Source organism: Vibrio sp. 947 (assembly GCF_033339115.1).
Lineage (GTDB): Bacteria > Pseudomonadota > Gammaproteobacteria > Enterobacterales > Vibrionaceae > Vibrio > Vibrio alginolyticus.
The window spans coordinates 14444-35389 of sequence record NZ_JAWOTX010000039.1; the positions used below are offsets into that span (position 1 = coordinate 14444).

A 20946-nucleotide genomic window follows, 5' to 3' on the forward strand; every position below is an offset into this window, starting at 1 on the left:
CAGGTTAGTTCAAGAGGCAAGTGTGATGTGTGTCGATTTATATGTGTAACTATTTGTTAGTTAAGGATAATAAGTAAGCATGTTGGTTCAGAATCAGGAAGGACGCGATCCTGATTCTGAACGTTTATAACGCTAGGCAGCGTGAACGATGAGTGGAGCCATCTGATATAACTCTTCTAGTATGGCTTTCGTTTGTCTCGAATACACCAGACAATCTCGATCGCCAACGAGCTGAATTGCTCTCACTTTACCTGCAACCAAACATTGCCTAATCGTGCGTAGAACCATTTGGATATCAATTTCTGACGCGCCATCAAGGCTGTTTTTGGTTTTTAGAGATCCAAGGTCGATACTAATGATTATTTGGTCGCAGTGGTCTAGGTAATTGCCGATCTGTTGCTTAACATTATTGCGATGACGAAAAGAAAACTCTTTATCGGTTACCCAGTCACAACCTTGATCCTCCGCGTATTCCCACGTTTCTTGCTTTGTATCTTGTTCGCTAACACCAGCAAAAAATAATCGCACGTTTTGATAGCGAGAAAGAGCAAAATGAAATGCCGAGCCTAAACGTGGTTCAAGTGACCAAAGTTTTCAGCGGTTTCATGATCATGTTGTTGGTAAAGCCAATCACTAGCATTTTCCAAACTTTGATCAGCTAATTCAAACGCGCCCTTAGACATGGGTGGCAAATACTCACACACTGTCATAAAAGAAAAAGGGTAATGTTGCGGCTGTTTCACTGTGTGATGGAGTTTATAGCGTTTGAAAAAGCTTAACATGATGAATTACCTTTCTGGTGGTAGTGCCCTTGCCGCTTGCAGTACATGTAAAATAATGCGCTGCTTATCCTTTTCGACTCGGTGGGCCGGAGCCATCACCGAGACTGCGCCAATCAGTTTGCTTCCTTTCATTACCGGTGCGCTAATACCTGAAACACCAGGGTCAATCTCAGAAGTACTGACGGCATATCCGTGTTTACGGATGGTTGTGAGCTCTTTTTCCCACTCGTCGCGTCGGTGATCTTGATTAAAGTATCTCAAGATTTTCTCGCATCGACTTTGAGGCATAAAAGCGAGCATCACTTTAGATGAGGCACCGCGCAGCAGAGGTTGACTTTGACCCTGGACGAAGCTGCAACGCAGCGCCTGCATACTTTCTTTCTGTCTGACACAAAGCGCACGATAACCCGCTGGTACCATATAAGCGGCCATTTCCCCGGTTTGTTGTACCAACCTAGCCAGTATGGTTTCGACCATGTCGAGCCCATGTTGCGCGGTCTCATAGCTGTGCATGAGTAATAATGCCGCCGGACCAACGACAAATGTCTTGTCGTGAACGCTTTCTTCGATCAAGTTCCACTCTTTAAGCAGTTTTAAGTGTCGGTAAAGGCTGCTTAAAGGAACGTTCAATTGCTCGCTTAGCGTTTTCGCAGAAACTGGGAACGGACTAACTGCAACTTGCATTAACAACTGCAGTGATTTTTCGTTTACCTGGTTAGCATTAGCTTTGTTTGTCGTCATGAGAGTGTTGTAACGTGTTGTAGGAGTTACGACAAATATAATTCTTAATCACTGAGAAAAGAAAAATAATTTTAATGGGTAATTCTTACATGATGAGAAACAGACAGGTAAAGACTTTCGCAAGTACCGATAGACATAACATGGTGTCGAATTAAAGTCTCAGGTTTGAGGCGCTTGATACTAAATTGGAACAGGAGTGAATAAGACATTGTTTAGTTTGCGGTATTACTCAGCGTTTCGCATACTGAGTTAATCCAAACAAATAATGTTAAAAAACGTGAGTTGCTAGCGGGTATCGGAATCGAGGTACCATCTCAGTAAATCGGTTTTATAAAAGGTTACTTTTATATGCTGAATAAGGCGATTTTTAAAAAAGCCATCATTTTTCTTCTGCCTATTCCCTTGGTTATTGGAGAGGTTTTGTATTTAGCTCGTGAAAGCGTGCAAAACAATCTCAATCATTTATTAGAAAAAAATGTGCAAATTGCAGATGAAATTTTATTCCAAATAGAGACAGAAAACCGCACGGCGTTGCTACACCCTGAACGATGTGAAGAGCTCCAGCAAAGCTTAATGTTTGAACGAGATATTGAAGAAATGCTCATTGTGAAAGAGGGAGTCATTACTTGTTCTTCGAAATTAGGAAGTATCTCTAAACCGTTAGCTGAGCACATCACCTTTCCTAAGGGACAAACGTTAGCGTTTGGTAGTGTTGATAGCTTGTACGATCAGTTCTTGCTTGTGGTAACGGAGGGAGAGCGGGGTTATCAAGCCGTAACGATTATCGATCATGACTACTTTAATGCGACAATAGGGTTTAACAACGATTTACGCCTAAAACGTTCTGCGCTGTTTATCCATGAGCAAGTTTCACCTGAAGGAGCATTAAGAGCGGGAAGTAATCCTATCGGTATCAAATCGTCGCAAATGTTTGAGTATGAAGCTTTGAGCGAAGCCAGCGATCTTTTCGTCAAACAGAGAACACTTTCCTATTTTTTGTACTCAATTCCAATTATTTTCGTGATCTACCTTTGCTTGTATGCGTTGAATAAGTTTATTGATCCTCATCGCAATTTGATACTGGATCTTAAAAGAGCGATAAAAAGAGGAGAGTTGACCCTGTATTACCAACCGCAAGTTAACGTTGATACCGGCCAGTTATTCGGGTTTGAAGCGCTAGTGCGATGGGAGCATCAAAGTAAGGGGTTCATTTCTCCGGATGAGTTTGTCCCTGCGGCAGAGCAAAGTGGATTGGTTTTTTTACTTACTGATTTCGTTCTGGATAAAGCGGCAGAGGACTTCAGTAAATTAGGCTTTGATCAGCCTGTCCACCTTGGTATTAACGTGCCGCCTGGTTATTTAGTCGGACCAAACGCGATCAGAAAAATTCAATTGCTCGACAGACAGTTGAGCCGAAACAAAGTCTCATTAGGGGTTGAGATAACAGAGCGTCAGCTCATTGATTCAGAGGCGAGAAAATGCATTGCAGCGCTGCGAGTGCATGGTATTGATGTGCTGATCGATGATTTTGGAACTGGCCAAACCTCGTTAGCATTTCTACAGCACATGCGCATAGATTACTTAAAAATCGATAAGTGCTTTGTCGAAACCATTGGTATTCCTAGCCTTAGTGCTTCTGTCTTAAAAGCGATGGTTCACTTCGCGGAAGAATTACAAGTACAATTGATCGCTGAAGGAGTGGAAACCATAGCGCAAGCTGAACACTTAAAGCAGATGGGAGTGAGATATCATCAGGGATACCTGTACTCCAAACCATTACCTTATGAGCAGCTTGCGCAGCGAAGTCATTATGATTGGTAGACGTTAGCTCTATAACACTGAGCATTTTCATCAAACACAAACTCTAACTCATTTTTGATGCTATCTAAGCGGTCTTCTTGGTAGTGAGACACATACAATAGTTGGCTTAAATTCTCTCTAGCGATGAGTTCAAGTGTGTTCTTAACTAACCGTCTACCCAAAAAATCTAACCCTTGATACGGCTCGTCCAAAATCAATAATGTGGGTTGTTTCACGATGGCTCTTGCAATCAGTAATAGTCGCTGCTGACCGTACTCTAATTGCTTGAATGAGGTTTTTTTGTACTGGCTCATATGTAAGATATCGAGCCACTCGTTTGCAATATTCATCTCTTTGCGAGTTGGCTGGTTATACAACCCAATCGAATCGTAAAATCCTGACAAAATGACTTCTAATGCGCTGCAATTGACTCGATATTGGAGGTGTAGCGCTGAAGACACCATGCCGATATGCTGCTTAATTTCCCAGATTGTCTCGCCAGTACCACGCTTTTTACCAAAAATATCAATGTCATTGCTGTAGCATTGCGGATGATCGCCAAAGATCAATCCAAGTAAGGTACTCTTTCCACAACCATTTGGGCCTTTGACCTGCCAATGTTGGCCCTTGTCTATGCGCCAGTTCAAGTCAGTAAAAATCTTCTTATCGGTGTATTCGACAGCCCCATTCTTTAGTTCAAATATTGGGTTATTGAATGGCGTCGAGTGCTGATGCTGACGTATCAAGCTTATCATTTCTTCACTCTGTTGCTCTGACTGAGATTTTATTTGTCCAATGATTGGATGATTATCCCAACTGGACTTATCCATTGTACTATCAAGCTTTCCTGCACTGAAAAGCGCGATGCTATTGATCCACTCAGGCATGTCAGATTCGCGAGAGAAGGTTATGAGTAGTTGCACATTTTGAGAAAGCGAGTGTAAATAGCGAGCGAGAGCAGCTCGGTGCGCAATATCTAAGCCAGTAAATGGATTATCGAGTAATACTAAGTCAGGTTGTGTGGCTAAAGCTCGGGCGAGCATTACTCTTCTGGTTTCTCCGGTAGAGAGAACACGGAAGCCACTATCTCTAAGATGACTTAGGTCGAGATCATTAACTAGCTGTTCAGTTAAGTTAGTGTCTTGGCTCTGTTCTAGGATTAATGAATAAACAGTGCTTCCTTGGTCGATACGATCAAGAAAATCCGTATCATCTTTTTCTAATTCTCTTTCCAGTAATCGCTGTTGCTCTGATAACGACACTTGCGCAACGGACAGCCCATTTAGCTCAATTTCCCCACTATTTGGTGATATTTCATCACAAATAAGGTCTCCAAGCAGAGAGCCAATATCTCCATCCGCGCTGAATATCCCCCAAGACTGCTGAGTGTTAATTTTCCAATCGTCAATAAACAAGTGTGTCGTGTTTCTCTTAGCTGCAAGCTGACGAAAGTGAATAGTCATTGTGTTTGTCTTCCTTGTTTTCGCTTTAGTGGATTACTTATAACAATTTACGAACTCAGTACGGAAGCGCTTTTGTGTATTAATTTTGAACAGTGCTCAGTCTTGTACATATTAACGAAGCCTTGTATTAGAGGATAAAAATGCGACTAGAGTCATTAAGTAACAAGTAAGCTTGTCAATAATTTTGTTTTATTTTTGAATCAATCTATCATTATGCATGTGAATGTTATGCCGATAAGTTCATATTTGCCGTTTGTTAATTAATTCAATGTAAGGACACATGTTTATGAGTGAAACGGAATACGATTACCCCTCGAGTTACAGCCTAGTTTCCATTACCGATACCTCCAGTTACATCAAATATGCCAGTGAAAACTTTAATGAAGTAGCGGGGTTTGATGAAGGGGAGCTTATTGGTAAACCCCACAATGTTGTGCGTCATCCTGATATGCCAAAACAGGCTTTTAAAGATTTATGGACTCACCTGAAAACTGGCAAACACTGGATGGGAATGGTCAAAAATCGACGTAAAAACGGCGGCTATTATTGGGTTGACGCGTTTGCTTCTCCTATAAAATCTAATGGTGAAGTTGTGGAATACCAATCAGTGAGATTTAAACCTGAGCGTATACACATCCAGCGAGCGGAAAAAGCGTATTCGAAGCTTCGAAATAATCGTAAGCCGTGGAAAATGTATCTTCCTCGTACACGTTTGTGGATGAGATCGGCCTTCTTCCTTTTAATTTCAAACCTTCTTGGCTTACTCATTCTACAAATGAATCAATCACCAGTGATAGCGTTTGGCGTTGTTGCGTTACTTTCCGTTTTCTCTATTTATGTATTAACCAGACCAGTTGAGAAGCTCGCTAAACAGGCTAGGCAAGACTTCAATAATCCACTCATGGAATATATTTATTGCGGAAGAATCAACGATCTGGCTGAGATTGAGCTGGGTATGAAGATGCGTAAGCAATTTGCCAATGCGCTATTGGGGCGCGTTGGCGTGTCTGTAAAAGACTCTTGCGAAAAAACGCGCGCAAGTGCTAACAGTGCTGCGACAAATAGCCAGCAAGTGACGGAGAACTTAAGCGCACAGAAAGTGGAGATTGACTCGGTCGCAACAGCGGTCAACGAGATGCAAGCCTCTTCATCTGAGATATCAAATAATGCTCAAGCGACCGCCGAGGCTACGTTAGAAGCGCAAAATACGATGATAGACAGCCGTAGCGTTATCGATAATGTTAACCAATCGGTACTAGAGCTGGTGGGTGAGCTCGGCGAAATATCTAAAGTGGTCATACGTTTGAACCAACAAACCGAGCAAATTGGAACCGTTGTTGAAGTCATCAATGGTATTGCCGAACAAACTAATTTATTAGCGTTGAACGCTGCAATTGAAGCCGCGAGGGCAGGCGAACAAGGCAGAGGGTTTGCCGTTGTAGCAGATGAAGTGAGAACCTTAGCTAAAAGAACTCAGGAATCGACAACAGAGATTAAATCGGCCATTGAAGGGATTCAAAATGGGAGCAAATCAGCGGTTTCTGCGTTAGAGAAAGGTAATGAAATGTCGACCGGAACGGTAACATTGCTAGGTACTGCTTTGGATAGCATTCAACAACTGGAGTCCCTTGTTCAGGACGTCGTCGAACGAAACCAACAAATTGCGGTCGCGATAGAAGAGCAGGTTTATGTAACGGATGAAATAAATGAAAACATCCAGTCGCTTAATTTAAAGTACAGTGAATCGTATGAACTGATGACTGAAACGAATCATATGAACACCAAAGTGCAAAATTGCACCAATGACCTGTCTGAAATGATTAAGAAGTTTGCTTAAACTTTAGAAAATCGAAGTTAAAAGCCCGCTAAACATTAGCGGGCTTTTAACTGGAATATAGTGAAGTGCTGGATTCGCTTACGAGCGAGGATTTCTAAATCTCGTTTTTGTAAGAGCTAAAACGACGAGAGCTCGCAATAAATGCGAGCTCTCTAAATAAGTGGCGGAGAGATAGGGATTTGAACCCTAGATACGCTATTAACGTATGCCGGTTTTCAAGACCGGTGCTTTCAACCACTCAGCCATCTCTCCGTTGTGGGCGGTATAATAAGGAGCATAGTCCGACTTGTAAAGTGCTGAATTATAATAGAAGTACTGTTTGCTTGTTTTATGATCACTGATGTGATGTTGGACAGTTTGAAAACGGAGTGAAAAAGGGACAAAAAGTACCAATTTATAGAGTTTTTACTTTATATTGGCGCACGTCAATAAAATGGTGTTTTATTGTTATCTTGCTGATATATAAGACATAACATGCTTTTAGGGTACATGTGTTCGCCCGAAAGTATTTGCAAGACTTTGTGAACTAATTCAAAATTAACTGGTATAGCCAGTTGTGCTTAGAATTCTTAAGGGTGTTTATGAAGGTCACAAATCTATTTAAAGACAAAGTTGATGCGATTTCTGCTCATCAATCCGAGTTTATGAATTGGATGTCTCCAACGTTACGCGATTATTGGAGTGACTTTTTGGGGAAAGCTCAAAATAGCTTTCTTTTCTCAAAAGTTCGTGATCACCAGCAGCCAGCCGTCAACGAAGAAGTTGCACCTCAACCTGCACCGATCGTAATGGCACCTGAGGCTCAAAAGCTTTATGACGAGTTAAGTGAAAAAATTGGCGAAGTTATTCACACTGGTGATTGGGTTCATGTGTCTCAAGAACGTATTAACCAATTTGGTGCGGTAACGGAAGACATGCAATGGATTCATACTGATCCAGAGCGTGCTTCAACTGAATCTCCATTTAAGACAACTATCGCTCATGGCTTTTTAACATTAGCATTGCTGCCTAAACTGACGGATTCAGTCGATCCAGACAAGCCAATGTTCCCAACAGCTAAAATGGTAGTTAACTTGGGTTTAAACCAAGTCCGTTTCCCTTACCCTGTCAAAGCAGGCAATAATGTTCGTGCAGTCAGCACGTTAACAAAAGTAACGCCAATCAAAAAAGGTTTGGAGATTGAGCGCGAAATTAAAGTGGAAATTGAAGGTATTCGTCGACCTGGTGCGGTTGTGGTCTCTGTAATTCAACTGCATTTCTAATTCCGAAACCGGATAGAACACGACATAGTAAAAGAGAGCATCAGGGTGCTCTCTTTTTCATTTTTACTGATTAAAGTTTTTTACTGGCGTATAACCGTAATCTGCAATCGCTTTTTGTCCCTGCTCTGAACGAAGGAAAGCGATAAAACCTTTACCTGCATCGCTAATCTTATCTACTTTGTATAGCACTAGGAATGGTCGCGCCAACTTGTACTTATGATTGCTAATGTTTGTCGAGGTTGGGTCAATACCATCTAACTGAATCGCCTTGATCGAGCGATCTACTGACCCTACAGAGATAAAACCAATGGCGCGAGTGTTATGGTTAACAATGGTTTTTACCATGCTGTTGCTGTTTACAACCAAGTTGTTTAGGCTGATATCCGAGACAAGGCGATCATTAACGATTTTGGTCAGTCCCAGCAAGCTTTCGAAGCTGTAACGTGAACCTGAAGACGCTTCTCTAGTAACCACCGCGATAGGCTGATCTGCGCCCCCGACCTCTTTCCAATTCTTAATCTTACCTTTGTAAATATCAAACAGCTGTTGCTGAGAAAGGTTTTCTACAGAGTTGGTACGGTTTACAACAACAGCGAGGCCATCATAAGCGATAGGGTATACATTGAGATCTTCACCTTTTTCGCTTTCAGTCAGATAGCGAGAGCTCATGCCTATTTCGGCTACTCCTTTATTGACCATGGTGATACCAGCACTCGAACCAATGCCCTGAACAGCAACGTAATCGTCTGGGTGTGTTTTGTTGTATTCCTCAGCAAGTACATCCATCACACGAGCAACCGAAGTTGAACCCGAGATGTTGATTTCTTTTGCAATGGTAGGGAGGGAGACTGCTATGGCCAACAACGTCGCCACAGTAAAACGTAGCATATTAAACTCCATATACGGGATAAAGCAGAGTTTATGATATTGCGTTCAGGTTACACTTTTGTGAACTGTTAGCGCTAAACAGGGGAATTATTTCTAGTCAAGAGGTGATGGAGCTAGCGTTTCCAAGTGGACTGAGATGATAATCTGGGCAAATGATAATATAGCTATCTTATACTTGAGTTAGGTAGATAACTACCATCGGTGATGATGTAAAGGTTATATACTAGGATCGACAGCTCTAACTATCATCCATCGGGAGAACGTTGATGTCAGTGTCCCAAATGGCGACAAGTCGTTTATACAAATCAGTTCAATCGCTCTGCTCTGCGCGTAATGCTAACTTGCCTGTCGAACAGGGCAAGTGCCTCTATGAGCTAGTAGAAAATGGCGTTGAGCTTCATCGGGCGCATTTTCTCCTCGACTCCCAGCATAGCGAGTATACTTCTCCCGTCGCGAAGATCATGTTTGATGAGGACAACCAACTTTGGTATTTCTATGTTCCCACATATCACAACGAGCTGTTAAGGTGGGTGCCTTATAAGCCACTTCCATTTAGCCGAATGCTTGAGGACTTACTCAACGAATTGGAGCGTGATCCTCAAGCGTGTTTTTGGGAATAGGGTGAGCCCAACGGATGCGAATGCCGACATGATTTATACTTTAGGCTTAACGACTTGGTTTCTAAAGTCTTTGGGGGTCATGTTGTAAACGGATTTAAATGCTGTACTGAAATGCGCTGCACTTTTAAAACCAGACTCAAACGCTATTTCTGTTATTGATTTTTCTGACTTGCGCAGTTGGGTTGCTGCGAAGTTTATCCGTTTCACCTTTAATATCTGAGAAAACGAAAGATCATCTGCGGCGAGGCGACGTTTTAAGGTCGCGATGGACATGCTCATATGAGCCGCTAAGCCTTCTAGCGTGATGTCTTTTTCAATATTACCCTCAATGTACTTAATGGCTTTTTGAGAGTCGCTCAGGCTACTTGCATCATCTATGATAGATAGGATGTTTGGCTCTACCTCAACCATCAACGACAGCAATGCCATTGCGATATGGCTTTGTGTGTAGTCTGGAGCGTTGCGACTCGCTAACTTAACCAACATGTCCTTCAATTGTGCTACTTCGCTACTGGATTGCGTTGAAAAAGGATAGAAGCGCCTTTCTTCCGTTTTGGAACGTAGCATCGGGTGCGCTTTCTTAAAGTCACAGAATATATTTGGGTTGAAGACTAAAGCCAATGCTTTAAAGCCTCCGTCACTAGAGACGGCTTCTGCACTGCTCAGATCTGCGGAGTTATAGAGTGTGAAATCTCCGGCTTTAAGTTCAAATTGCTCACCATTAGGTTGATGAACTAATAGGGCACCTTCTTCAACAATATATAACCCATTATGTGTTGCAGTGTAACGCTCACTTTTGCGCGCAGTGAAGTGATTAAAGCGAATGATCTCAATGTTCGGCATACTCGTTCTTATCGTTTTACATAACAAATAAAAAAGGCGCTCAATAGAGCGCCTTTTAACTTCATTCGGTATTATTCACTTACAGTCTGTTCTGTTTGTGCTGCTGGTTGTTCAGCGAATACCTGGGTTGGCTTTGCAACTAAACTGCGGTTTTCTTGGTTTACGTCCGTAAGGACAATTTCCAATGTATCCCCAAGTTTGTATACGACCTCTTTATCGATAGAGATGGTACCGTTGTCGCCATTGCACTCAATTCTTTCTTTATTATCAAGAATTAGTGCACCAGGAATAAAGGCTGCTGCGCCATTTTCGAGAAGTCGGACACGTGCGCCTGCACGATTAATATCGAAAATCTCACCTGTGAAACAAGTTTTCTTGCTCGGCTCATCAGCAAGCGTGCGTGCATATAGCCAATCTGAGACATTTCGTTCAGCGATTTTATGATGTTTACGATGTAGAGCTAGCTCTTCGCCTACTTGGTCATCTGGTTTTTGTACGGGTTCTTTACCAAGGATGACGGCCTTCAACATACGGTGGTTGATCATATCACCGTATTTACGAATTGGTGATGTCCAAGTTGCATAGATGTCTAAACCCATTGCGTAATGAGGCAGAGGCTGATTACCCACTTCACTGTATGCTTGGAACTTACGAATACGGTTATCTAGGTAAGACGTTTCTTGAGCAGCCAACCAGCGGCGCAATGCAGCAAAGCCTTCTAGTGTAGCAATAGACTCCGCTGTGAACTCCAACTGGCCTTCTGGATTGACAAGTTGAACCACTTCTTCAATCTTCTCGTTCTTGATACCAGCATGCGTATTGAAAACACCTGTTTCAAATTTATCGCGTAATGTACGACCTGCACAGATGTTTGCGGTAATCATGGATTCTTCAACAAGGCGGTTTGCACTGCGGCGCATGTCAGCGTGGATAGCGATTACATCGTTATCTTCACTGAGCTCAAAACGGTAGTCAGGACGATCAGGGAAGACCACTGCGTTTTTCTCACGCCATTCAGCGCGAGCAAGAGAGAACTCATAAAGATCACGAACGATGGTCGCGATCTCTTCAGATGGCTGCCATGCTTCAGAGCTGCCGTTTTCTAACCAATCAGACACGTGATCGTATGCTAGGCGTGCATGTGATTTGATGTTTGCCGCGAAGAATTTAATATCGTCGCCAATCACACCATCTTTACTTACCGTTACGGTACAGCAAATAGCAGGGCGGGTTTCACCTTCAATCAGAGAACATAGGTTGTCCGCTAAATCACGAGGTAACATCGGGATGTTGCGGCCTGGAAGATAAATAGTATAGCCACGCTCACGCGCTACTTTATCCATTTCATCTTCAGGTGTGATGTAGGCGGTTGGGTCCGCAATAGCGATGGTGAGTTCGAAATCGCCAGATACGGTTTTCTTCGCGTACAGCGCATCGTCCATATCTTTAGTCGATTCACCGTCGATAGTGACGAATGGAACATGAGTCATGTCTACGCGTTCTAGCTCCGCGTCGTCTTTCAGTTCCCAGTTATCGATGCCTGCTGGCTCAGAGTTTGGTAGATCGTTTTGAGCAAGCGTTACCCACCAAGGCGCAATTTTATCATTCGCGTCAGTGATTTTTTCAGAAATTTCTACGAAGAAAGAATTATCGCCTTTTAGAGGGTGGCGAATAAGATGTGCGACAACCCAATCACCTTCGGCGAACTCGTCAGGTTTTAGACCTTTCTTTAGTTTCGCTTTAAGAGATAGCTTTTTAAGCTGTGGGTGATCAGGTGCTACGTTGAGCTTGCCTTTGAACATTTTTACTCGACCAATAAAGCGAGTCACGGCTTGTTCCAGCAGCTCTTGTGGCTCTGCAACTTCGCGTTCATTTTCGGTGCGGATAATGGCGATGACTTTGTCACCGTGCATGCACTTTTTCATGTACGCAGGCGGGATGAAGAAGCTCGTCTTACTGTCCACTTCCAAAAAGCCAAAGCCTTTATCTGTGGCTTTTATTGAGCCTTCTTTTTTAGGCAGGTTTTCTTGGATTTGCTGCTTAAGCTGAGCGAGTAGTGGGTTATCTTGAAACATCTTTTCTTAAATTACCTATGGAGTTGGGCACACTATAATCATTGCGAGCTATTATTACTACCTGTGGAGCGTAATTTCGCCGTGAATTTTGCCAATTTAACCACGAGAAATTGGCTTAAATATTGATGAAATTCTCATCTGTGAGTTACGCGAATCTACGGGGAATGGTAGGGTTGGTGGAAAAATATGCTAAAAATACCATTGTTGAGAATAAATTGTGATGTAATTCAATTTTTTCTGGATTTTTTTATGCTTTTAAGGAATAATCCGCCTCCCTTAGTCGTCCCTAATGGCTTATCGCGGTTGTGTACTGTGCTGTGTTCCCGTCTGAATGGAATCAGTATCTGGATGGATCAGTATCGAATTGGAAGAGCATATGGGGCTGTTTTTTTGTTTAATTAAGTAGGATCCCAATGCAAGATTCTGTTATTCAATTCAGTGATTTATCTCTGAATGATTCTATCCTTTCTGCTCTAGACGGAATGGGTTTCGTGTCACCAACTCCAATTCAGGCTGCGGCAATCCCACACCTATTGGAAGGTGCTGACGCGCTGGGTAAAGCTCAAACAGGTACAGGTAAAACAGCAGCGTTCTCTCTGCCTCTTCTCAACAAACTCGATCTAAACCAACGCAAACCGCAAGCGATTGTACTTGCTCCGACTCGTGAGCTGGCAATTCAGGTTGCAGCGGAAATGAAAAACCTTGGTAAAAACATCAAAGGTTTGAAAGTTCTAGAGATTTACGGTGGCGCATCTATTGTCGACCAAATGCGTGCTCTTAAAAGTGGCGCTCATGTAGTTGTTGGTACTCCAGGCCGTGTTCAAGATCTTATCAATCGCGAACGTCTACACCTAGACGAAGTTAGTACTTTCGTTCTTGATGAAGCAGACGAAATGCTAAACATGGGTTTCGTAGATGATGTAACTGCGATCATGGAGCACGCTCCAGAGTCAGCACAACGCGTTCTGTTTTCTGCAACTATGCCTCCAATGCTGAAGAAGATCGTTGAACGTTTCCTTCGTGACCCTGTAACGGTTGACGTTGCTGGTAAAAACCACACTGTAGACAAAGTTCAACAACAGTTCTGGGTAGTGAAAGGTGTAGAGAAAGATGAAGCGATGTCTCGTCTTCTTGAAACTGAAGAAACTGACGCGTCAATCGTATTCGTACGTACTCGTCAAGATACTGAGCGTCTGGCTGACTGGCTATCTGCACGTGGCTTTAAAGCAGCTGCACTGCACGGTGACATTCCTCAGTCTCTACGTGAGCGTACTGTTGATCACATCAAACAAGGTGTTATTGACATTCTAGTTGCAACTGATGTTGTAGCTCGTGGTCTTGACGTTCCACGTATTACGCACGTATTCAACTACGACATCCCATTTGATGTTGAGTCATACATCCACCGTATCGGTCGTACTGGCCGTGCTGGACGTAAGGGTAAAGCGATCCTTCTAGTTCGCACTAACCAAATTCGTATGCTTCGCACTATCGAGCGTGTAACTAAGTCATCTATGGAAGAAATCCAACTTCCTCTACGTGACCAAGTTGCTGAAGCTCGTCTAGCTAAGCTAGGCGCTGAGCTTGAAGCAGAGAAAGAGCACAAAGCACTAGACAAATTTGCTGAGTTGGTAGAGAAACTACAAACTTCTCTAGACATCGACCCAGCAACACTTGCTGCTATGCTTCTTAAGCGTCAGCAAGGCAAACGTCCTCTGTTCTACATTGGCGAAGACCCAATGGTTGAAGCAATTGAGCGTGACAAGCAACGTCGTAAAGAGCGCCGTGAAGGTGGTCGCGACGGCGGTCGTAACTTCAACAACCAAGACTGGGATACTTACCAGCTTCAAGTTGGTCGTGAGCAAGGCGTTCAAGTTAAAGACATCGTTGGCGCTCTAGCAAACGAACTAGGTCTAGGTAAAGGTTCTATCGGTGCGATCAAGCTAGCTCAAGGTCACACATTCGTACAGCTACCTAAAGCAATGACTTCAGACGCGGCGAACAAGCTAAGCAAACTACGTATCCGTCAACAAGATGTTGGTGCTGTAGTATGTGACTTCGATGATTTCCGCGAGTCTCGTGGTGGTCGCCGTGACGGTGGTCGTCGCGATGGTGGTCGTCGTGATGGCGGTGGTTACCGTGGCAACCGCGAAGGCGGCAACCGTGGTGGTGATCGTCGTGAAGGCGGCCGTCGCGAAGGTGGCTTCCGTGGTAACCGTGACGGCAACCGCGATGGCAATCGCGAAGGTGGCGAACGTCGTTTCGATCGCAACCGTGGTGGTGATCACCGTGGTGCACATCGTGGTGAACGTGGTCACGGTCGTGGCCGTCGTACAGACGCATAATCACGAGTGATTAAAGCGACGGTTTAAGTTGCTACAAAAAGAATTGAAAGCCGAGCAAAGCGCTCGGCTTTTTTATGCGCGTCTAATACGGTTTTGCTTTTCATCGTGTTTGTTTACCCAACTTATTACTTCGTCTAAGGGCAGGGCAGGACAGAACAAGTAACCCTGAATGATGTCACAGCCTCGACTTCTCAAAAAATGCAGTGTGTCCATGTCTTGAACGCCTTCTGCTACGACCGAATACCCTAATCCATGTGCTAGCGCAATCGTGTTCTCAACGATAGAGCGGGAGCCTTCTGTGCGGCTTGCTGTGAAAAGAAATTAACCAGCTTACCTTGAAACGTATTATCAATCTTTCGACGTTTTTGAGGTTATCTCATAATTTGAATCAGTCATTGGCCTTCAGGTTGTGTCATGTCTTCGATAGACTCAAAGCAGTATTTACGATTAGGGAGCCCTGTAAGAGCGTCATGGACGGCATTGCGCTTCTCTCTTTCAGCAACGGTCAGAAGATCTAACATCGAATCGTTGCTCCACTTAATCACCAGCACGACAAAGGTATGCCGCCAAAAATTATAAGAGAAACGCCCGTTTCTAAGAGAGAAGCAATAGGTTTTTGCATGATGGCGTGCAAAAAAACGGCATAAGCAAAAATGAAACAGCTGATTAACAATAATAGGTAAGTCCACCCGGTTACGTCAGTTTTTGAGCAGATGTTTTTTGTCATCTGCCATCCCCAGCAGAGCAAAATCAAACCTAAGATCACTAGTAGAAACGCAATAGTGAGCACATTATTACCCCGATTTATTGATTGGTTTGTTATTTTTGTTAACCCAATAAACAACGTGTTTTATATGCCTGACTTTGTACAAATTGACCTGTTCATAAACTATGTTTAACAAGTGATATTTTTTAGTCTTCAAATAAAATCAAAACTTGCTACAGATCAACAAAATTTGTTCAATCAAATCGGTTTTACTAAAAGATTGTTGAAAGATTAAAAAATTATTGAATAATAGAGGGGCAAACAAGAAGTACGCAGCGCACAAGCGCTATTACAACCTCTGCTCTACAACAGGATAACTATTTCATGTCTAATTCGTTTGTACTGGTGATCAACTCTGGTAGCTCTTCATTAAAATTTGCTGTTATTGATTCTGAAACCGGTGAAGCTTTGGTATCAGGTATTGGTGAGTGTTTTGGCCTACCTGAAGCTGAAATCAGTTGGAAATATCAGGGAGAAAAAACCGTTGAAGCAATTCCAGCTGGCGGCAACCATCATCAGTACGCCGTTGAGCGAGTGGTAAAACAACTCGATACTCTAGGTTTGAGCTCAAAATTTGTCGCTGTAGGCCATCGCATTGTCGCAGGCGGTGAAACCTTTAAAGGAACTGTGAAAGTTGATGAAACAGTTATTCAAGAAGTAGAGCGCCTTGCTGAACTTGCACCACTTCATAACAAAGCGAACGCTGAAGGCATGAGAGCGGCAATGGCGGCGTTCCCTTCACTGCCTCAATTTGCTGTATTTGACACTGCTTTCCACCAAACAATGCCAGCCAAAGCCTTTATGTACGCACTTCCTTACGAGCTTTACGAAGAGCATAAAGTGCGTCGTTACGGTGCTCACGGTACAAGCCACTACTACGTAAGCCGTGAAGCAGCGAAAATGCTAGATAAGCCGGTTGAAGAAAGCAGCTTTATCACTGTGCACTTAGGTAACGGTGCATCAGTGAGTGCGGTTAAAAATGGCGAATGTGTTGATACAAGTATGGGTTTGACGCCGTTAGCTGGCCTAATGATGGGCACTCGCTGTGGTGACCTTGATCCAAGTGTTATCGAGTTCCTTTTCCGTAAAGGCTGGGAAAAAGACGAAGTGTTCGAGATGATGAACAAGAAGTCAGGTTTCTTAGGTGTATCTGGTGTGACAAGTGATGCTCGTGGCGTACTAGAAGCAATGGAAGCGGGGAATTCACGTGCGAAGTTGGCATTTGAAATCTTCACTTACCGTGTTGCGAAATACATTACTTCTTACCTAGCTGCTCTGGATTCATTAGACGGCATCATCTTCACTGGTGGTATTGGTGAAAACTCACTACCAATTCGTCGTGAAATCTTGAAAAACCTAAAACTTCTAGGTTTTGTTGAAGATGAGAAAGGTAACGAAGATGCAAGATTTGGTAACGCAGGTGTTATTGCAACATCTGAGTTGTTAGGTGCCAAAGCTCTTGTTATTCCTACTAACGAGGAATTTGTGATAGCTAAACAATCGGTTGAACTATTGTAATATATAACGAAAACAGAAAGTTAAAAGCGAGCCTCGTGCTCGCTTTTTTATTTAAAGCAATTTGGCAATTACTCTTTGGGTTTCAGAGCTTCGCGCTTTTCGATTAAAAAATCCATCAAGACGCGGATTTTTTTCGGCATATGCTCTCGTGAAGGTATATATAAATAAAACCCTGGAAACTCTTTGCACCAAGGTGTCAGAACTCGGGTCAATCTTCCCTCATCTATGTGCTTTTCCACCCATAAATCAATATGCTTTACTAAACCCACACCCTGTATTGCAGCTTGTAACATACTACAGTCATCATTAAAAATAGCATTGCCTTTAGGCTCGAAAACGAGGGTGCGCTTTGCAACATCTGGAGAGGTTAGCGACCAATGATCAATTGTTCCGCTAGAGGTAAAACGATAAGCAAGGCAATTGTGACCTTCTAAATCCTCAGGAGTTTGAGGTAGTCCATTTTGCCTAAAGTATTCAGGAGAGCTCACTATTGCCGTTGTTAACGGCGGAGTAATAGGGATCGCAACCATATGTTCATCTAAGCTTAATCCTAAGCGAATGCCAGCGTCAACGCCTTCTGCGACGATGTTAGAAAACCCATCATCCATGATTAGCTCTAGGCGTATTTTAGGATAACGAGAGAGGAACTCACCTAGATAGGGCTCAATAAGCAGCCGAGCAGCGGTTCTTGATACACTGATACGGATTAATCCCGAAGGCTCAAGATGAGAGTCGTTCAATTCGTTAACGACCTGCTCAATGTTCACCAATGAAGGTTGCAAAATATCAAGCAGACGTTGGCCTTCTTCCGTCAGCGACATACTTCTGGTGGTTCGATTAATTAACCGAACTTGTAGCTGTTGTTCTAACGCTTTTAGGTGTTGTGATAAGGCAGCACGGGTTACCCCCATTTCTAAGGCTGCTTTAGTGAAACTGCGATGGCGAGCAATATGTGCAAACCACGTCAGTGATGAAATTAAAGAAGGTTCTATTCTCATTTGTTAAGTATAACTAAACAGTCATGTAGATAAAACGATATTTATCCGAAACAGTGTGTTGACTAATATTACATCGAAGCTTAGGTCAGCCTGAGATGAACAGTTAACCTCTAATGGAGAATGTCGCTATGTCTAAAGTCACTTTCAAAAATCTCAATGGTCAAGGTATTGAGATTTCAGCGGTTATCAACTTCCCTACAGATTTTGATGCAAGTAAACAATATGCGGCGGTTGTTGTTTCACACCCAGGTGGTGGCGTAAAAGAGCAAACCGCAGGCCTATATGCGAGTAAACTTGCAAAAAGCGGCATAATTGCCATTGCGTTTGACCGTTCGTATCAAGGTGAAAGTACAGGTGAGCCTCGCCAAATGGAAAACCCTTACACGAGTACTGAAGATGTGAGCGCAGTCGTCGACTATCTGACAACGTTAGAGTACGTCGATAACGATAAAATTGGCGCAATGGGGATTTGTGCTGGTGCGGGCTATAGTGCAAATGCAGCGACCAATGATCGTCGAATCAAAGCACTGGGTATGGTTAGTGCCGTAAACATTGGCCAAATGTTCCGTAATGGTTGGGATAATTCGATTAACGATGCTGACGCTGTTGGTTACTTAGAATTTGGTTCGAATGCTCGCACAACCGACACGAATGGTACAGAATTCGCGACTATTCCTCTAGCTCCGATGCGTGAAGAAGATGCCTCAAATGCAGAGCTACGCGAAGCTTGGGAGTATTACCACACACCACGTTGTGAACATCCAAATGCGCCGGGTTTTGCTCTAACTCGTAACTTAAACCAGATCATTACTTACGATGCGTACCACAAAGCGGAAGCATTCCTAACTCAGCCAATTCTTGCTGTCGTTGGTAGTGACGCAGGCAGCAAATGGATGAGTGATGACCTGATAGAACGTGCAGCGAGTTCAGATAAAACCTTGTATGCCATTGATGGTGCAAACCATATGTCGCTTTATGATGTTGCCGAATACGTCGATGACGCAGTATCCCAACTCGCATCTTTCTTCCAACGCACTCTTTAATATTCCCGATGAAAGGCTCAATTGCTTCGAGCCTTTCTGCTCTCAAGGCTTTTTACTCTTAAGGTATTGATTATGAATATGCAAAAAATCACTTTTAGAAATGCTGATATGGCTTGGGATATGTCTGCATTAATTTTATTTCCAGAAGGCTTCAATGAATCGAAACGCTACCCAACAATGATAAGTGTTCATCCTTTTGGTAGTTGTAAAGAACAAACATCCAGCGCTGTCTATGGTAAAGCCCTTGCTGAGTTAGGTTACGTCGTGATCGCATTTGACGCGAGCTTCCAAGGAGAATCGGGGGGATTGCCTCGCTACGTAGAAGATCCAAGTCAACGTGTTGAAGATATCAGTCGCGTTATCGACTATGCAGTGACTTTACCTTATGTCGATGAGAATAGAATTGGTGGACTCGGTATCTGCGGCGGTGGTGGTTACATGATCAATTCAGCCCTAACCGAAAAGCGCTTGAAAGCTGTCGTAGGTATTACGCCTGTTAACTTAGGCCGCTTGTTCCGTGAAGGCTTTAGTATGTACGACCCTATCGCCAATCTTGAAGCTATGGCTGCACAGAGAACAGCCGAAGCTCGCGGCTCAGAGCTGAAAATCGATGAACTTCTTCCTCCAAATATTGAATTTGCAAAAGAAAATGGATTAACAGAACGAGACGTGTTCGAAGCTACTGAATACTACAAAACATCACGTGGACAAACCGAAGGTGGTGCAACTCGTATGCTGTTTTCACATGCACAGAAAACACTGAGCTGGGATGCCTTTGCATTTGCCGAAACGTTATTGACTCAGCCTGTTATGGCCGTGGTAGGGCAAAAAGTCGGGGCGTTTGGTGCTTATCGTGATGGGCAGGAAATTTATGGCCGCTCTGTTCAATCAAAAGACCGACAGCTGGTTAATTTGGAAAATTGGTCTCACTATGAACTGTATGACCATCCAGAAGCAGTCGGCATTGCAATGGACAAGGTTTCTGCATTCCTTGAAACACACTTAAAATAATCTAATAAGTTAGAAGCGTTTTGTAGAGTTGCAAAGCGCTTATTTTTAACAGCGTAAGATGTAGTTCGAAGCGAGTAGGTCGGTAAATCTTCGTGCGAATAACCTCATCTACAGGCTATTGACTAAATACCACTGCCAAATACTGTTTAAGACAATGTACACTGAAACCTAATTAAAGGCGTTAGATAGGAATGAAGTTTAATTTATGCGCAAATCAGATAAGAAGGTCGAGAATCTAATTAGAGAAGTGTTGACCGAAGTTTGTGAAGATACGCTAAAAGGCTACGATGGCTTTCTTTGGGTGACTCATACCGTCAAATTCTCTTCTTTTCCACAAAGCTTAGAAATAGTCTGCGTCTTCGAAACGAAGCAAGATCGAGCTAACTTTTTTGAAGGAGAGGGCCGCCAGCATGTTTCCACAACTATTCAAAAGGCCTTTAATAAGGTAGGAGTGCAACTAAAGAACGTCAGTAAGCAAATCAGTTACGATACAAAAAAAAGCATTAGCCGCGCAGCAATGGTCCGTAATAAAATGGTGCTTGGCTACCTTGCTATAAAAATGCAAAGGGCACTGGATGGGCAATGAAGCTTCGGCTCACTTAGATATACATCGGTGTAACTACGAGTTATGGAGTTATGGAGTTATGGATTGTGAATACGGTTGGTTTTCTAATGTTGCCTTAAGAGGCAATGATTAGTCGTTTACAATGAGTAAAGTACAAACTTCTGCATGGTGGATATCCGCAGAAAATTATTGAAAAGAAAGGCTCTAGCTGGAGCGGTCTATCATTTTCTTTGGGTTACCTCGACTATGAATAGCTTAATTGCTATGTTTCGCAAAATATATGGATATTCTTCTGCTCGTTATCTTCAGATTCCGTGCAGAATAATGTGTTGACCGGCTGAGGGAAAAATGAAAACCAAAATAATAATGTCTTTTCTACTCGCTACATT

16 protein-coding genes, 1 tRNA gene and 2 pseudogenes are annotated in these 20946 nt (G+C 43.1%); 9 read left to right on the plus strand and 10 right to left on the minus strand.

What is annotated here, in order from left to right; genetic code table 11:
• Positions 1-132: 132 nt before the first annotated feature.
• A pseudogene (locus R7Q39_RS27555) lies at positions 133-782 on the minus strand (arginase).
• A gap of 6 nt (positions 783-788) precedes the next feature.
• Entirely contained in the window at positions 789-1523 is a 735-nt protein-coding gene (locus tag R7Q39_RS27560; protein ID WP_005386192.1) for an IclR family transcriptional regulator, read from the minus strand.
• A gap of 348 nt (positions 1524-1871) precedes the next feature.
• Here R7Q39_RS27560 and R7Q39_RS27565 point away from each other — a divergent pair, with 348 nt between their 5' ends.
• Positions 1872-3344 carry an EAL domain-containing protein gene (locus tag R7Q39_RS27565; RefSeq protein WP_213899598.1) on the plus strand — a complete coding sequence of 491 codons (1473 nt, stop codon included), beginning with the start codon at positions 1872-1874 and terminating at the stop codon, positions 3342-3344.
• On the opposite strand, the gene modF is transcribed toward R7Q39_RS27565, so the two are convergent.
• Complete coding sequence (gene modF / locus R7Q39_RS27570; protein WP_047101539.1) at positions 3332-4786, minus strand: molybdate ABC transporter ATP-binding protein ModF; 1455 nt, start codon at positions 4784-4786, stop codon at positions 3332-3334. The two genes, R7Q39_RS27565 and modF, sit on opposite strands and share 13 nt — an antisense overlap.
• Positions 4787-5072: 286 nt before the next feature.
• Here modF and R7Q39_RS27575 point away from each other — a divergent pair, with 286 nt between their 5' ends.
• Positions 5073-6623, plus strand: a complete 1551-nt coding sequence (locus tag R7Q39_RS27575) for a PAS domain-containing methyl-accepting chemotaxis protein (RefSeq protein WP_025768974.1) — start codon at positions 5073-5075, stop codon at positions 6621-6623.
• 161 nt (positions 6624-6784) lie between these two features.
• Here the strand turns inward: R7Q39_RS27575 and R7Q39_RS27580 are convergent.
• Positions 6785-6875, minus strand: a tRNA-Ser gene (locus tag R7Q39_RS27580).
• A 329-nt stretch (positions 6876-7204) separates the two neighbouring features.
• Here R7Q39_RS27580 and R7Q39_RS27585 point away from each other — a divergent pair.
• Entirely contained in the window at positions 7205-7885 is a 681-nt protein-coding gene (locus R7Q39_RS27585) for a MaoC family dehydratase (protein ID WP_005375670.1), read from the plus strand.
• Between the two features lie 63 nt (positions 7886-7948).
• On the opposite strand, the gene R7Q39_RS27590 is transcribed toward R7Q39_RS27585, so the two are convergent.
• The gene (locus R7Q39_RS27590) at positions 7949-8773 is read right to left on the minus strand and encodes a phosphate ABC transporter substrate-binding protein (protein WP_005375668.1); all 825 of its coding nucleotides are present in this window, start codon (positions 8771-8773) and stop codon (positions 7949-7951) included.
• 266 nt (positions 8774-9039) lie between these two features.
• On the opposite strand from R7Q39_RS27590, the gene R7Q39_RS27595 reads away from it, so the two are divergent.
• Positions 9040-9393 (plus strand): DUF3024 domain-containing protein, encoded by a 354-nt coding sequence (locus R7Q39_RS27595; RefSeq protein ID WP_017635751.1) that lies wholly within the window; start codon positions 9040-9042, stop codon positions 9391-9393.
• 33 nt (positions 9394-9426) lie between these two features.
• On the opposite strand, the gene R7Q39_RS27600 is transcribed toward R7Q39_RS27595, so the two are convergent.
• Together R7Q39_RS27600 and rnb are read right to left on the minus strand one after the other, a co-directional pair.
• Positions 9427-10236, minus strand: a complete 810-nt coding sequence (locus tag R7Q39_RS27600) for a helix-turn-helix transcriptional regulator (protein ID WP_053307810.1) — start codon at positions 10234-10236, stop codon at positions 9427-9429.
• 71 nt (positions 10237-10307) lie between these two features.
• Positions 10308-12311, minus strand: coding sequence for an exoribonuclease II (rnb, locus tag R7Q39_RS27605; RefSeq protein ID WP_053350659.1), 2004 nt, complete (start codon positions 12309-12311; stop codon positions 10308-10310).
• Between the two features lie 413 nt (positions 12312-12724).
• Here rnb and R7Q39_RS27610 point away from each other — a divergent pair, with 413 nt between their 5' ends.
• Entirely contained in the window at positions 12725-14656 is a 1932-nt protein-coding gene (locus R7Q39_RS27610; protein WP_005375680.1) for a DEAD/DEAH box helicase, read from the plus strand.
• Between the two features lie 72 nt (positions 14657-14728).
• Here R7Q39_RS27610 and R7Q39_RS29345 read toward each other — a convergent pair.
• Together R7Q39_RS29345 and R7Q39_RS29350 are read right to left on the minus strand one after the other, a co-directional pair.
• Positions 14729-14977 (minus strand): annotated as a pseudogene (locus R7Q39_RS29345) (EAL domain-containing protein); the annotation flags it as partial.
• Between the two features lie 71 nt (positions 14978-15048).
• Positions 15049-15177 (minus strand): hypothetical protein, encoded by a 129-nt coding sequence (locus tag R7Q39_RS29350; protein WP_005375695.1) that lies wholly within the window; start codon positions 15175-15177, stop codon positions 15049-15051.
• A 569-nt stretch (positions 15178-15746) separates the two neighbouring features.
• Between R7Q39_RS29350 and R7Q39_RS27620 the strand changes: the two genes are divergently transcribed.
• Positions 15747-16940, plus strand: coding sequence for an acetate/propionate family kinase (locus R7Q39_RS27620; RefSeq protein ID WP_318077120.1), 1194 nt, complete (start codon positions 15747-15749; stop codon positions 16938-16940).
• A gap of 68 nt (positions 16941-17008) precedes the next feature.
• Here R7Q39_RS27620 and R7Q39_RS27625 read toward each other — a convergent pair whose 3' ends face one another.
• Positions 17009-17938 (minus strand): LysR family transcriptional regulator, encoded by a 930-nt coding sequence (locus tag R7Q39_RS27625; protein ID WP_054574369.1) that lies wholly within the window; start codon positions 17936-17938, stop codon positions 17009-17011.
• A gap of 128 nt (positions 17939-18066) precedes the next feature.
• Here R7Q39_RS27625 and R7Q39_RS27630 point away from each other — a divergent pair, with 128 nt between their 5' ends.
• The 3 genes from R7Q39_RS27630 (at position 18067) to R7Q39_RS27640 (ending at position 20578) form a co-directional block, all read left to right on the plus strand.
• Positions 18067-18981, plus strand: a complete 915-nt coding sequence (locus tag R7Q39_RS27630; RefSeq protein ID WP_318077121.1) for an alpha/beta hydrolase — start codon at positions 18067-18069, stop codon at positions 18979-18981.
• Positions 18982-19053: 72 nt separating this feature from the next.
• A complete protein-coding gene (locus R7Q39_RS27635) occupies positions 19054-19992 on the plus strand; it encodes an alpha/beta hydrolase (RefSeq protein WP_005375705.1) in 939 nt (312 codons plus the stop codon).
• 205 nt (positions 19993-20197) lie between these two features.
• Complete coding sequence (locus tag R7Q39_RS27640) at positions 20198-20578, plus strand: Fis family transcriptional regulator (protein ID WP_318077122.1); 381 nt, start codon at positions 20198-20200, stop codon at positions 20576-20578.
• Positions 20579-20946 lie beyond the last annotated feature (368 nt).

Coding starts and splice junctions, on each gene's coding strand:
- R7Q39_RS27560 (WP_005386192.1), bottom strand. CDS start 1,523: ATGACGACAAACAAAGCTAATGCTAACCAGGTAAACGAAAAATCACTG.
- R7Q39_RS27565 (WP_213899598.1), top strand. CDS start 1,872: ATGCTGAATAAGGCGATTTTTAAAAAAGCCATCATTTTTCTTCTGCCT.
- modF (WP_047101539.1), bottom strand. CDS start 4,786: ATGACTATTCACTTTCGTCAGCTTGCAGCTAAGAGAAACACGACACAC.
- R7Q39_RS27575 (WP_025768974.1), top strand. CDS start 5,073: ATGAGTGAAACGGAATACGATTACCCCTCGAGTTACAGCCTAGTTTCC.
- R7Q39_RS27585 (WP_005375670.1), top strand. CDS start 7,205: ATGAAGGTCACAAATCTATTTAAAGACAAAGTTGATGCGATTTCTGCT.
- R7Q39_RS27590 (WP_005375668.1), bottom strand. CDS start 8,773: ATGCTACGTTTTACTGTGGCGACGTTGTTGGCCATAGCAGTCTCCCTC.
- R7Q39_RS27595 (WP_017635751.1), top strand. CDS start 9,040: ATGTCAGTGTCCCAAATGGCGACAAGTCGTTTATACAAATCAGTTCAA.
- R7Q39_RS27600 (WP_053307810.1), bottom strand. CDS start 10,236: ATGCCGAACATTGAGATCATTCGCTTTAATCACTTCACTGCGCGCAAA.
- rnb (WP_053350659.1), bottom strand. CDS start 12,311: ATGTTTCAAGATAACCCACTACTCGCTCAGCTTAAGCAGCAAATCCAA.
- R7Q39_RS27610 (WP_005375680.1), top strand. CDS start 12,725: ATGCAAGATTCTGTTATTCAATTCAGTGATTTATCTCTGAATGATTCT.
- R7Q39_RS29350 (WP_005375695.1), bottom strand. CDS start 15,177: ATGTTAGATCTTCTGACCGTTGCTGAAAGAGAGAAGCGCAATGCCGTC.
- R7Q39_RS27620 (WP_318077120.1), top strand. CDS start 15,747: ATGTCTAATTCGTTTGTACTGGTGATCAACTCTGGTAGCTCTTCATTA.
- R7Q39_RS27625 (WP_054574369.1), bottom strand. CDS start 17,938: ATGAGAATAGAACCTTCTTTAATTTCATCACTGACGTGGTTTGCACAT.
- R7Q39_RS27630 (WP_318077121.1), top strand. CDS start 18,067: ATGTCTAAAGTCACTTTCAAAAATCTCAATGGTCAAGGTATTGAGATT.
- R7Q39_RS27635 (WP_005375705.1), top strand. CDS start 19,054: ATGAATATGCAAAAAATCACTTTTAGAAATGCTGATATGGCTTGGGAT.
- R7Q39_RS27640 (WP_318077122.1), top strand. CDS start 20,198: ATGCGCAAATCAGATAAGAAGGTCGAGAATCTAATTAGAGAAGTGTTG.